The organism is Bacillus sp. FSL R5-0712 (assembly GCF_038593285.1).
Classification (GTDB): Bacteria; Bacillota; Bacilli; order Bacillales; family Bacillaceae; genus Bacillus; species Bacillus safensis.
Genome location: NZ_CP151981.1, coordinates 2,357,563 through 2,370,457, shown reverse-complemented (window position 1 = coordinate 2,370,457; position 12,895 = coordinate 2,357,563). Strand labels below are relative to the sequence as shown.

At 38.1% G+C, this 12,895-nt stretch carries 16 protein-coding genes; 11 read left to right on the top strand and 5 right to left on the bottom strand.

Translation table 11 applies throughout. The annotated features are described in order from the left end of the window. Positions 1–34: 34 nt before the first annotated feature. The 5 genes from NSU11_RS12045 to NSU11_RS12025 all read right to left on the bottom strand — a co-directional run bounded on the left by NSU11_RS12045 (position 35) and on the right by NSU11_RS12025 (position 3,930). Positions 35–703, bottom strand: coding sequence for an ABC transporter ATP-binding protein (locus NSU11_RS12045; RefSeq protein WP_024427923.1), 669 nt, complete (start codon positions 701–703; stop codon positions 35–37). Beyond that, positions 696–1,241, bottom strand: a complete 546-nt coding sequence (locus NSU11_RS12040; RefSeq protein ID WP_044332175.1) for a hypothetical protein — start codon at positions 1,239–1,241, stop codon at positions 696–698. The genes NSU11_RS12045 and NSU11_RS12040 overlap by 8 nt, the downstream gene beginning before the upstream one ends. A 21-nt stretch (positions 1,242–1,262) precedes the next feature. Beyond that, a complete protein-coding gene (locus NSU11_RS12035) occupies positions 1,263–1,802 on the bottom strand; it encodes a stage II sporulation protein M (RefSeq protein WP_249365979.1) in 540 nt (179 codons plus the stop codon). Then, complete coding sequence (locus NSU11_RS12030) at positions 1,765–2,670, bottom strand: hypothetical protein (protein ID WP_249365980.1); 906 nt, start codon at positions 2,668–2,670, stop codon at positions 1,765–1,767. The genes NSU11_RS12035 and NSU11_RS12030 overlap by 38 nt, the downstream gene beginning before the upstream one ends. Before the next feature lie 933 nt (positions 2,671–3,603). Then, positions 3,604–3,930, bottom strand: a complete 327-nt coding sequence (locus tag NSU11_RS12025) for an uberolysin/carnocyclin family circular bacteriocin (protein WP_024423066.1) — start codon at positions 3,928–3,930, stop codon at positions 3,604–3,606. A gap of 336 nt (positions 3,931–4,266) precedes the next feature. Between NSU11_RS12025 and NSU11_RS12020 the strand changes: the two genes are divergently transcribed. The 11 genes from NSU11_RS12020 (at position 4,267) to NSU11_RS11970 (ending at position 12,886) form a co-directional block, all read left to right on the top strand. After that, on the top strand, positions 4,267–4,821 hold the full coding sequence (locus NSU11_RS12020) for a GNAT family N-acetyltransferase (RefSeq protein WP_342493907.1): 555 nt from the start codon (positions 4,267–4,269) through the stop codon (positions 4,819–4,821). After that, positions 4,775–5,329: a delta-aminolevulinic acid dehydratase gene (locus tag NSU11_RS12015; protein WP_342493591.1), complete on the top strand. Its 555-nt coding sequence runs from the start codon at positions 4,775–4,777 to the stop codon at positions 5,327–5,329. The genes NSU11_RS12020 and NSU11_RS12015 overlap by 47 nt, the downstream gene beginning before the upstream one ends. A 159-nt stretch (positions 5,330–5,488) precedes the next feature. After that, positions 5,489–6,892 (top strand): polysaccharide deacetylase family protein, encoded by a 1,404-nt coding sequence (locus NSU11_RS12010; RefSeq protein ID WP_341082276.1) that lies wholly within the window; start codon positions 5,489–5,491, stop codon positions 6,890–6,892. 107 nt (positions 6,893–6,999) lie between these two features. Continuing rightward, a complete protein-coding gene (locus NSU11_RS12005) occupies positions 7,000–7,185 on the top strand; it encodes a hypothetical protein (protein ID WP_198456870.1) in 186 nt (61 codons plus the stop codon). 340 nt (positions 7,186–7,525) lie between these two features. Then, complete coding sequence (locus NSU11_RS12000; RefSeq protein ID WP_341082275.1) at positions 7,526–7,849, top strand: NUDIX hydrolase; 324 nt, start codon at positions 7,526–7,528, stop codon at positions 7,847–7,849. A gap of 35 nt (positions 7,850–7,884) precedes the next feature. Beyond that, positions 7,885–8,286, top strand: coding sequence for a hypothetical protein (locus NSU11_RS11995; protein ID WP_341082274.1), 402 nt, complete (start codon positions 7,885–7,887; stop codon positions 8,284–8,286). A gap of 29 nt (positions 8,287–8,315) precedes the next feature. Then, on the top strand, positions 8,316–8,609 hold the full coding sequence (locus tag NSU11_RS11990) for a DUF3986 family protein (RefSeq protein WP_025092863.1): 294 nt from the start codon (positions 8,316–8,318) through the stop codon (positions 8,607–8,609). Between the two features lie 216 nt (positions 8,610–8,825). Then, on the top strand, positions 8,826–9,662 hold the full coding sequence (locus NSU11_RS11985; RefSeq protein WP_025092864.1) for a transketolase: 837 nt from the start codon (positions 8,826–8,828) through the stop codon (positions 9,660–9,662). Next, a complete protein-coding gene (locus NSU11_RS11980) occupies positions 9,659–10,624 on the top strand; it encodes a transketolase C-terminal domain-containing protein (protein ID WP_133744221.1) in 966 nt (321 codons plus the stop codon). The genes NSU11_RS11985 and NSU11_RS11980 overlap by 4 nt, the downstream gene beginning before the upstream one ends. A 9-nt stretch (positions 10,625–10,633) precedes the next feature. After that, positions 10,634–11,392 (top strand): 3-oxoacyl-ACP reductase family protein, encoded by a 759-nt coding sequence (locus tag NSU11_RS11975; RefSeq protein ID WP_044332162.1) that lies wholly within the window; start codon positions 10,634–10,636, stop codon positions 11,390–11,392. A 126-nt stretch (positions 11,393–11,518) separates the two neighbouring features. Continuing rightward, positions 11,519–12,886, top strand: coding sequence for an MFS transporter (locus NSU11_RS11970; protein ID WP_025092867.1), 1,368 nt, complete (start codon positions 11,519–11,521; stop codon positions 12,884–12,886). Positions 12,887–12,895: the final 9 nt, after the last annotated feature.

The following is a 12,895-nucleotide window of genomic DNA, read 5'->3' as shown; positions in this document are numbered from 1 at the left end:
GGGGGCATCCTTTTAAAGGATGCCTTTTGTATGTCTAATGCTCCATTTCATTTAATTGTCCTTGATCCAGCTGAAAGAAACGATTTCCTAATTCTGAATAAAGGTAGCGCTGATGGCTTGTAAATAAAACACATCGATGTGAGAATTCTTTTTTTAATAAAGAAATCGATTGTATTTGAGAGGCTTCATCAAGAGAGGTAAAAGGCTCATCAAGAATAATCAGCTCTGGAGATCTTGCCAGCATACAATTTAAAAAAAGTTTATATCTCATGCCCAAAGAATACTGTTTGACAGGCATCTTTAGGGCATGAGTTAAATCAAATGCATCACAAAGCGATAGAAAGGTCTCTTTGTATAAAACCTTTTCCGACTTTTTCATTTTCCATAAAGACTGGATAAGCTCCATATGCTCGAAACCAGTGAGCGCATCATAAACTAAAGGTTTATCTGGAATGTACGCTACTAGATTTTTATATTGAGCCATTCCAGGGTGATGCTGCTCGTTAAGTAAAATCGTTTCTGATGCTGAAGGAAGCAGACCTGCGATGATCTTTAAAAGTGTCGATTTACCGCTGCCGTTCTTTCCAATAATACAAGCTCGATCACTTTCTTTCAGATCAAATGACACATGATCGAGAAGGGGAGAAGTCTCTTCTGTTGTTTCATAGCGAAAAGATAGCTGAGACACTTGAAGTTTAGCCATTAATGAATCCTCCAATAACAAATGCAGTCGTCACAAGCATATACAAGATCACAGTTGCTAAGGCAGCTTTTTTTGATCCTTCAGCATAGTAAATAATTCCATCATAAAGGATGCGTAAAAGATATAAGTTGAATAAGAAGGAAACTATTTGAATCAAGAGAAAATAGTTATCTAATTGTAACACCATCACACAATAGATCGCTGCACTATTCACTAATAAAAGAAATGCATTATAAACCAAAATAACAAGATACATTTTGCGTAAAATAAAAGCTTTATGAAAAAAATACATATAAATAGAAGTTAGAACAGTACTGAGAAAATTTAAAATGAAATAAAGCGGGATTGTCAGCAAAAAGATAAAAATAATGCTGGCAAGTTGTTTCCCAGTGGATAAAGGTTTATCTACTAACAAATCAATAATAAAAAATGTTAAAAAGACAGTCGACACAAATAATGATAGTAAGACGAGGCCTACAATGGTTTTAATCGATTGATTTTGATTGAAAAATTGCTTAGGTCGTAGAAGTAGCTCCATGGAACCACATTCTCCTTTCTTCTATGGTAGATGTACATGGCTAACGTATTGCTCTAAAAGAGATGCTATGAATAAAAGAACGGCTGCTGCAAAAATCAGTTGAAGAACAGTTAGGATCAGTTTTTTTAATTCAATTGTTTCTCCTTTTATAAATCGATAAAGATAAATAAAAGGATAAGAGCTGACGATTGAGAACAGAATTAATCCAAGAACTTCTACAAAAGCATGAGGCAGGAGTCCTGTGAATAGCTGCTGCGCTTCGTGATTGACAATCAAATACTGAACGAGTTTGCCGATAATGTAGCCGTTGTAAAAAAGAATGCCTGCAGACATGATTCCGCCTGTAAAAGCTCCGATGCCTAATATTGCCATTCCAACTTGTAAATTGTTTAAGAAAATAGATAGAAAAAACATCTCTTCATCCTTTTTAAGATAAGGAATCTGATCATAAGGAAGAAGGCTTCCGATTAGCACAGCTGCAATAAAGATAGCAGCGTAGAGGTAACCGAGGCGTAGAATCAGTCTATTCTCCGATATAAAACATCTTATTTTTTTCAACATATTCAATCCCTTTATAGATGGTCTTTCGGCATAACACCCAGCAAATTACTGAAACGATTACAAAATATAAAGCAAACAGAACGCTTATGAGACTTGTAGAATGCTGCAAAATAGGTAGAAAAGAGGTCAAGATCATATAGTACATGAAAGGCAACACGAGAAAATTCCTTGCAAAGGCCTGTCCTTTATCGATAACTTCTATTTCTTCATTGGTTGTCCCTATTTCATGCTCGTGAATAAAATTGAATTTCGTTGTGAATGGAAACAAATACAGCTGAATCAATGGAAAAATGAAAAAGCCAATTCCCAATGCTACCAATTGAATGAGCATCTGAACATCAAAAAGGTGATATACACTCATGATTGATAGATTAATGAACAGTAGAAAGAGTGACGGTATGGAAAATAAACAATAAAATAACTGGATTTTTGATAAGAAAAACTGCATAAGAGATGTTTGAGAAAGCTCATAGAGCCAAATATTCTTTTTTTCAGCACTCAAAGAAAATATAGAAGGGGTCAGCATTCTCATTTCATATGTTTGATTAGCTAAAATCATCACATTTAATGTGAATAATAGCTGAATTTGCAAGGCTTGATGATCAATAAGCGAGATCAAGCCGGTCATAACCCCGACATAGAAGAAGGCTTCATATGACATGAACATATAATTAAAAAACTCTTTAGACAGCAGCCATCTTTTTTCTTTTAACACCTTAAGGTCTTTTTGAATCAACATATTCTTTTGAAACAGCAAGCCCTGAATTTTATCAAGTGCTTGAAAGTACCAATAAAATAAATCTTTAAAATGTTTTGAGTTTTGATCATGCTCTTTTCCAGTCGGAATCCAGCGAACAGGGGTCTTCATGACGAGTGTTGCCGCTAATATCACCACGAAAAATGTGACGGGTGAAGTAAAAAGCTCTAGAAATTGTAGAAATACCGAATCCTGTGAAAATAAAGCATGATGGATTTGTTGAAGATTATTCTGATATAAAGACATCAAGTTGTTTGAAAGTGTAATCCAAAACGCATCTTCTGCAAGCGAAGAAATTGATTGAAAAAGTTGTTGGAAAGTGTAATAAAAAGGGAAAACAATGTTCGATATTAGAACTCTTCCAAATAAGAAAAAAAGTAAAGAGATGCTTGCGAAAAAAAGAACACGAATGATCCCAATTTTTTTTACGACAATGTTATAGATGTAAGCACCAAATATCTTATTGCTGACCATAAAAAGTAAGAAGCCTGTCAATATAACATTGAGATGCTTCAACCAGAATATCCAGTCATGTGTTTGAGCAATGAAATATTGAAAGAGAAAATAGATCAAATAAGTACTCAAGCTCGTAAATAGAAGCCATACCAACTCAGAAAACAAAAGCGTTTGAAAAAGGTGTGTCGCGGAAATAGGTGCAAGCTGTATCAACTCTTCAAAAGGAAGAATATGTGTTCTTCTATAAGATTCAATTCCTTTGACAATAGAGAAAAGGAACAAAAATATCACAAAAGCACTTTCCCATTCTATTTGATAGACCGGGGAGTAAAGATATGAAGAAATAACGAATACAATCAGGCATCCGAATAAAATATCAAGGATGCAAGAAAATAATATGTATTGTTTAGAAGAAAACGATTTGAAAAATGGAATTCTGCGTATTATAAACTGAGCTAGATTTGAATATTGTTGTTTCATTCTAATTGATAGAAGTAGTGATAATAATGGATATAACATCTTCTCACCTGCATAAAAATTTAAATAGAAGGAGAACAAAGTCTCCTTCTATTGGGTCATAAAATTGAATTACCAAGCAATAACAGCTTTACGGCCTTTTTTCTTAATTTCGTTTTTAAGGTACTGGCGAATTGTCTCTTTACCAGCCGCTGCAATGAGAGAAAGACCACCTGATCCTACAGCAGTTAAAATGGAGACAATTGTTGTAACAGCCCCGCCCGCTTCAACCACGTTCAGAACAACAGCAGCAACACTGCCTGGAATACCAAATTCTTTTGCTAGATCAGCAACGGGCAGCATTTGTAGCGAGAAGGAAAAAAGAGCTAGCATAAGGAATCCTACTGCTAAAGCACCAAAAAGAACATGTAGTTTGATTTCATTTTTTGTTTCTGTCATATCAAATTTATCCCTTTTTTGTATTTTTATTACTATTATATCTTAAGATATCTTTTAGTTCATCGCAATCCTTTTTTTTCATATTTTTCATGAATTAGTTATAGATTAATATAAATAAAGTGAAAAGATAAGTGAGAAAAGAATCGTTTTTGCTAGAATAAAACACGTGAAAATGATCGGAAATACCTTGTTTTTACAGGTGGGGAAGCGAGTCTAATTTGCATATAGTTAAAGAGATATGTGCAGAGGGGCCAATATCCTTTGATCAAAATCTCCTTTCAAGATAAAATTAGAAGTATCCATCATTCTTTTGGAGGCGATTTTCTGAATATTCGATTGTTAACACCAGATGATGCTGAAGAATATGCAGCACTCAGACTAGAAGCACTGCAATTAAATCCAGAGGGCTTTGCGATGAGCTATGAGGAAGAGCGAATCAATATAGAGGATAAATATAAAGTGCGTTTTGCTTCGGCGAAATCTATGTGGACTTTTGGTGCTTTTCATCAAGGGCAGCTTGTGGGGGCAGTCACGCTCCTCCAAGAAACCTTGCAGAAGTTAAAGCACCGAGCGAATCTGACAGCGATGTATGTAACACCTAGTGCCCGCGGAGAAGGAGCTGGCCAAGCCTTGATGACAAAAGCTCTTTCCTTTGCGCGAGAACAGGGGGATATCGAGCAAATGTATTTATCAGTGGTGACAACTAATCACTCAGCCAAGCGCCTCTATCGCTCTGTTGGATTTGAGTCGTACGCCGTCGAAGAAAAAGCGCTAAAATGGACTGATACATATGTAGATGAGGAAAAAATGGTTTTATTTTTATCAAAATCTGGAGGAGATAGAAGTGGATCAACAGGCCATGCGCATCACATTAGCAGCAGGACCCAATAGTGAGCTGGAATCTTTTGCACTGCGTGCAGCACTTGAAAACTTCGGCGCGAAAGTCGATATGCATTGGATTGGAAGACCGAATGACCTGATTCATGTGTTATCTGGTAGAAATAGAAGAGAAATAGATTACCTTCTTTTATCGTTTCACGGTGAAGAAGGAGCATTTATCATGCCTGAATTAGGGGAAGATGTATACGAAGATGAGGAGCCTAGAGATACTGCTTTTGGAGCGGATGAAATCAAGCAGTATGCCTTTTTAGAAGGAATTCATGTCATCTCTACAGGCTGCACACTAGGAGAGAAAAATCTAGCAGATGCTTTCTTAGAGGCAGGGGCTGCATCTTATACGGCACCGGACGATTACATCGATGGGAATGCAGCATTTATCTTTGTGCTGACCATGCTGTACGAGCTCATGAACAATACAAAGACAGTCAGAGCGGCATTTGATCGAGCGCGTTCCATTGATGAAGAAACGAAATTATTTCAATTATATATGCAAAAGTAATCAAAGGACTGAGAAATCAAGTCCTTTTTTTATTCCTCTCAAAAAATGTGTCGAAAATGTGACAAGTGTGTGATTGGCAAACTAAAATGGGGGCATGCAAAGTCTATCCTACAAACACACGTCATTCAGGCATGACGGCATCACGAGAGGAGAATCATTGTGTCAATTAAATGGAAAGTCAGTCTCGTCCTATGCGGACTTGCGATGATCATCGGAATCGCTGCGTTTTATCATAATCAGCAGGCAAGTGGGACAGAGAAGAAGAAGGTAGAACCAGATGCGAGCTATAAAGAAGTTGAAATTGTGACCCTCGTGAATGACGGGAGATACTTGAGATATGCTGTGAACTATCCTGTGTTTCATCAAAAAAAGCTAGATCAAGAGATGAAAAGATTTGCAGAAACAGCGCTGGACAAATTCAAAACATCATTTAGTGAAGCAAGCGATGTCGATGAAGATCATCGATACGAATTAAACATAGATTACGAGATTACTCATTATGCCAAACAAACTGCTGCGATCAAATTCAATACATATGAATGGAAAGGCGGAGTAAAAGGCGCACATGAAACGAAGATATTCAATTTCGATTTCAAAAAACAGCAGTTTTTATCAATAGATGATCTATTTTTATCAAAAAAAGAAAGTCTGCAAAAACTGTCTCAAATGACATTTGAGGAGTTAAAAAAAGATCGCTCTCTTGCTGCAAACGAGCATTTGCTCAAACAAGGAACGTCTCCTAAGGCAGAGCATTATCAGTATTTTGCCATCAAAGATCGTTTTATTGAATTCTACTTCCCAGCAGGGCAAATTGCACCAGACAAAAAAGGCCCTCAAGTGCTTGCGATTAAGAAAACACTGCTTAAAGGAATGTTAAAGCCAGAATACATTAATAAAGAAAAGAACAAAAACGAGAAAAAAGAACCGATCGCAAAAAGAAAGATTGTAAAACTGCCAAAACAGGGAGTGTTCAACCCAAATCAAAAAGCCATTGCCCTTACATTTGATGATGGACCAAATCCATCAACGACTTCAAAAATTTTAACAGCTTTAAAAGAAAACAAAGGACGCGCGACATTTTTTGTATTAGGAAGCAGGGTTCAATATTATCCCGATATGCTAGGTGAAATAAGAAAAGGTGGAAATGAAATCGGAAATCATTCCTATAACCACCCTTTACTCACAAGACTGCCATTAAAACAAGCCATCAAACAAGTAGAAGATACGCAGCAAATCATTGAAAAAGCAGGCGGGTTCACACCGACTCACTTTAGACCGCCATATGGTGGAACAAACGGGCAGATCAACTCGGCTGTCAACATGAAAGTCACACTTTGGGATGTAGATCCTGAAGACTGGAAATATCGCAACAGCCAATACATCGCCAACTACATTCTCACACATGCGTCTAGCGGAGAAACCGTCTTAATGCACGACATCTATGACACTTCTGCAAACGCGGCTGTCACGATCATCAAGGAATTGACCAAACAAGGATATCAATTACTAACAGTCTCGGAGCTTGAGCAGTGGAAGGAAGCACGGGCGAAAAAGGTGAATTGAATACGTAAAAAAGATGCGAGTCTTAATGGATTCGCATCTTTTTTAAAGCCAATTATGAGAATGAAGGGAAAATATGTTAAAGTGATTGTAGAAGGGGAGGGCTTCGAATGGTGTTGATGAGGTTGATCAGCATATATATGCTGACAGCGTTTAGTTTGGGATTTGTTATAAACTATGTACCTGGTTTGATGCTGCCCATCTATATTCTTGCGATGATTGGGCTCATTTTATGTCTCGGTCATATTGCATTTCATTATATTCGGCGAATCAGAAATATGTTATTTGATGAGTAAGGGGAAGATTTCTCCTATAGCAAAAACCTCCTGCTAGATGCGAGAGGTTTTATTTTTTCGGTTTTTACTGTTCTAACAGTCGGATGATTTTCTCGTTGGACGCTTTGATTTGTCTCAAAAGAGAAACGATATTTCCTGTAAATCCCACGAGCACAACCAGTATAATAAGAATGTATAAAATGAACAGTTCGTGTCATATATCCGGCAATTGATGTGAATGGAGAATGTTGAGGGGGATTCATTTGAAACGAGTAGACGTGGTTTCAGCTATTATTTATGACGAGAAAATTTATTAACGGTCAAGAATGTAAAGGGATATTGGGAACTTCCGGGCGGTGCTGTGGAAAAAGGTGAACACCTGCAGCAAGCTGTCATCCGTGAAGTGAAAGAAGAGACAGGGTATGTTGTCAAAGTAAATGAACTTCATTCGGTTCGTGAAGCATTCTTTCAAGATAAAAAGCATCATGCGCTGATCATTACGTTCTTTGCGGAAATGATCGGGGGAGAGATGAACATTCTAGATCCGGATCAGGATATTGAAGAAGTAAAATGGGTCAGCACTCAAACCTTTCAAAAGCTAAACCCAAAGCTATTTCACATGCTAAAATTAAACCAACAAACACAAGCCTTTTATGATTTTGAGGGAAATAGAACAATTGGTTAAATCCAAATTGATATAGGCATAAAGGAGCGATATGGATGTTTTTATACTACGGCCCCACAGGAGCTCCAGTAGAAAATCCGGGAGAAGAATTCATGAAAAAGATCTTCTTCCAGGAGGGTGAAGAGTATTGGAAACAAGGTAACGGAGAATCTTCCATTGAGATAGAGGAAGATGGGGAATGCGAAAGTCTAGTTTTCTTTTATACTGAACCGTATGGATTCTTTATCATCAGATATCCAGATTTTTTAGTCCCTTTTCAAAAGGTAGAAAAGATCGAAACGATCGAGCATTTGATCGCAGGATCACCATTGTATGTGCCATCATGTAGCTATGTTGATCGTAATCAGGCGTATGAAATCGTTCAACATTTTGTGACGACAAAAAAGGTACCGGACTCTGTTGAATGGGTCGAGTTGAGGAATATTGATTATCAGTAAGATATGAGAAGCTAAGGGAGCAAGATAAAGTGTGTACATATGAAAGAATACATAGTTTAGATGAGAGTATGCATTTACATGTAGGATATTATGAGCAAGGTTTTGATTATGAAGGCGTGTTTTTTAAGAGTTTAGAAACAGGAAGATGGTTATTGTTTTTTGATCAAAAAAGTTACGGGATAACGCTTTTAAAAGAATATGAGAAGTGGAAGGATCTTGGGTTATTGATTGGAGAATATTTGATTGAAGATGAACTGATTGAAGAGGAAGGCCATAAGCTTTTTGAGCGTTTTCTAAAAGAGAATAGCATAGTTGAAATGTAAAACATCACCAGATGATAGGGTGGTGTTTTTATTTCATTTAAAATAGAGTGCTGAATCTAAGTATCGAGAAAAGCAATATTTTATTTAAAAATTCAAAAAATAGATAGACAAACGCTTTCAAGAATTGTATAGTGATCTCATAAACCGCTTGTCATACAAGTGAACAAGTAACTAAGAATTCAAGTTATAACTTAAAAAATAATCGAGGTGATCGGAATGAAAGACAGAAGTGTGGCAGAACTCAAAGCAAAAGCCATCGAGCTCAGAAAAACGGCGATAACGATGATTTACGAAGCGCAATCGGGTCATCCAGGAGGTTCCTTATCAGCTGCTGATATCATTACCGCCCTTTATTTTAAAGAAATGAATATCAATCCCCAAAAACCAAATTGGGAAGATCGAGATCGCTTTGTTTTATCGAAAGGACATGTGGCACCTATTCAATATGCAGCTCTAGCTATAAAAGGTTATGTCTCTTTTGAAAACGTATACAAATTACGGCGGTACGGTTCACCTTTTCAAGGTCATCCTGATATGAAGAAATGTCCGGGAATTGATATCTCCACAGGCTCATTAGGTCAAGGACTTTCTTGCGGCGTTGGTATGGCACTTGCAGGCAAAAGGGATGAAAAAGATTACCGGGTATTTGTCATGGTGGGAGATGGAGAATGTCAGGAAGGGCAAATATGGGAAGCCGTCCAAACCGCAGTAAAATATCACTTGGATAACTTAATTGTGTTTGTAGACAATAACCGCCTGCAAATTGATGGCTTCTGCGAAGAAATTATGCCGCTTCAAGACATCGAAAAGAAGTTTGAAGTATTCGGATTTGAAACAAAACGAATTGACGGACACTCAATGGAAGACATTGTAGAAACACTGAATGAAGTAACAAAAACGAAAAATGGAAAGCCAAAATGTATTGTTGCCGATACCATTAAGGGCAAAGGCGTTTCCTATATGGAAGATATCTGCTCATGGCACGGTGTTGCGCCAAATGAAGAAGAATATGAGCAGGCATTAGAGGAACTAGCAGGAGGTTTAAAATCATGAGTCAAACTGAAAAAGCAGTAACTAAGAAAAAAGCGACACGTGAAGCTTTCGGTGATGAAATAGTTACATTAGGAAAAGAGAATCAACAAATTTATGTCATAGATATTGATATCGGCAAGTCATGCAAAACAGGAGAATTTATAAAGCAGCTTCCTAATCAGCATGTGAACGTCGGAATTGCTGAACAAAATGGTGCCGGCCTGGCAGCTGGTCTTGCAACAACTGGCAAAATCCCATTTGTCAGCACCTATGCAGTTTTCGGGTCGCTGCGTATGGCAGAACAAATTCGGCAAGAAGTATGTTATCCCAATTTGAATGTAAAGATCGCCTGCTCCCACGGTGGATTAACACCAGGAAATGATGGAGGGAGTCATCAAGCGATAGAAGATATGGGCGTTTTAAGATCATTTCCCAATATGACAGTGATCATGGGAGCTGACTACTACTCAACAAGAAAATTGATCAAACAGGCAGCAGAAACATATGGTCCAATGTATTTGCGTTTCACCCGAGATGCTGTGCCGATGATATATGATGAAAATGAAGAATTTATCATCGGCAAAGCAAAGAAAGTAAAGTCTGGTAAAGATATCGCGATTATAGCGAATGGAGATACAGTACATCTTGCCTTAGAAGCAGTCAAGGAATTAGAAAAACAAGGTATTTATGCAACCCTCTTAGATATGCATACGATCAAGCCTTTAGATCGAGAAGCTGTCATGGAGTGTCTGAATATTGGACCTATTATTACTATAGAGGATCACAATATTCTAAACGGATTAGGCAGTGCTGTATGTGAGATAGTGGCAGAGGAAGGCCGGGGGAGAGTCAAACGAATCGGTGTGCAAGATCGTTTTGGAGAATCCGCACCTTATGAAAAGCTTTTGGAGATCAATGGCATTACCATCGAAAATATAATCAAAACAGCTAAAGAAATGCTGAATAATTTCATAGGAAAGTAGGAATTAGCCATGTTTACCCTAAAAAATCAAGTTGCGATCGTAACAGGCAGCGGTTCTGAAAAGGGAATTGGGAGAACCATCGCATTCACTCTAGCCGAGCAGGGCGCTTCAGTCGTTGTAGCAGATATCAATCAAGAGGGAATTCAGTGTACTGTAGAAGCGATTAAAAATGCCGGTGGTAAAGCAATCGGTATAGAAGTAAATGTCACAAATAAAGAATCGATTGACCAGATGGTGAAAGAAACACTTGTGTCATTCGGCAGAATTGACATATTAGTGAATAACGCAGGTATTTCTCAAAAAGTAACAGTTCAGGACATGACACTAGAGGATATGACAAGAATATTCAGTGTGAATATGTTCGGTTTGTTCTTGTGTACACAAGCAGTTCTAGAAACGATGAAAAAACAAAGATATGGCCGTATTATCAACCTGTCTTCTGTATCAGCCAAAAGAGGAGGCGGTGTATTTGGCGGTGCGCATTACTCTGCTTCCAAAGCCGCCGTCCTAGGCTTTTCCAAAAACCTTGCCCGTGAAGTAGGAAAGGATGGAATCACTGTCAATTGTGTAGCTCCAGGTCTAGTGAATACTGATATCTGGAAGTCGCTTTCTAATGGCGAAGCAAAAAAGGTGATTGACAGTATACCGATTGGCCGCCCAGGTGAAACGAAAGAAATTGCGGCTGCTATTGCGTTCCTAGCGGCGAAAGAAGCCTCCTATATCACAGGGGAAGAGATAGATATTAATGGTGGTTCGCATATGGACTAGTGATATGAATGGAGTTGGGCATAGACTATGCCTCACTCTTTTCTATCAGTTGCATATTTGTAAGCGCTTTATAACGTGAGAGCTCACAAGTATAGTCAGACAAAGCTATGTTAAGGGGGAATCAGCTTGAATCAACAAGCATTGGAGAGATCTACGACTCGTAAGGTTACACTTCGACTAATCCCGTTTTTGTCATTATGTTTTGTTATCGCCATTTTAGATCGTGTGAACATCGGATTTGCTGCTCTGCAAATGAATGAAGATTTAGGATTTTCAAATGCTGTATTTGGACTCGGGGCGGGAATTTTCTTTTTAGGTTATTTTTTACTAGAGGTTCCGGGCAGTGCGATTATGTCGAAGATAGGTGCTAGAAAATGGATCAGCAGAATTATGGTGACTTGGGCAATTATTGCGATTTTAATGGCTTTTGTACAAGAACCATGGCAGTTCTACACGGCGCGTTTCTTATTAGGCGCAGCAGAGGCCAGTTTTTATCCATGTATGGTGTTTTATTTGAGCGGTTTCTATCAAACAAAACACCACGCCAAAGCCATCGCTGGATTTATGCTGGCAATCCCAGGGGCAAATGCAGTTGGCGCTCCGCTCTCAACCTTCCTCTTAGGGGTGAATTGGCTGGATATGTCCGGCTGGCAGTGGTTATTTATTTTAGAAGCCATCCCAGCTCTTATTCTTGGTGTCATTGCCTTTTTTTATCTAGATGACAAAATTGAAGAAGTAAAGTGGTTGAATAATGATGAGAAAGAGTGGCTTATTCATGTCACAACAAAAGAAAGACTTGAAAAAGAACAAGTCAAGCGGTATACCTTCGTTCAAGCTTTAAAAGATCGAGATGTACTCATTTTATCGGCAGGCTATTTCTGCTGGATGGTTGGGTTCTACGGTATTAACATGTTCTTACCGACGATCTCAAAGGGGTTATCTGACACAATTTCTTTGAGTACTCAAGGGATGGGGTGGCTTTTGGGTCTTATGTACACCTTTGCCATTTTGGTCATGGTGCTAGTTGGGAATCATTCTGACAAGAAAAATGAAAGACGCTGGCATGTATCTGCCTGTTTAACTGTTAGTGCGATTGCTATGATCATAAGTAGTTTTATTGCTAGCACAAGTGTGATCTTGTCATTTGTATTTTTAACAATCGCATTGTGTGGAGCTTTTGGCGCTTATTCTCCATTTTGGGCAATCCCCCCATCTTTTTTAACAGGCGCAGCAGCGGGTGGGGCCATCGCATTGATTAATAGTATTGGAAATCTTGGTGGATTTTTTGGACCTTATATAGTCGGATATATTAAAGATGTAACAGGTTCTTTTCACATAAGTATGATTTTCTTAGGTATCAGCATGATATTTGCTTCTCTTATTATTGTACTCTTAGTGAAACAGTCAGGAAAAGCACTGGTCGTCAAAGCAAACAACAAATCCAGCATCGAAGAGTCCATTTCATTCACAAAGAACAATGGTAAAAGTGTTTAAGCGAAAAAC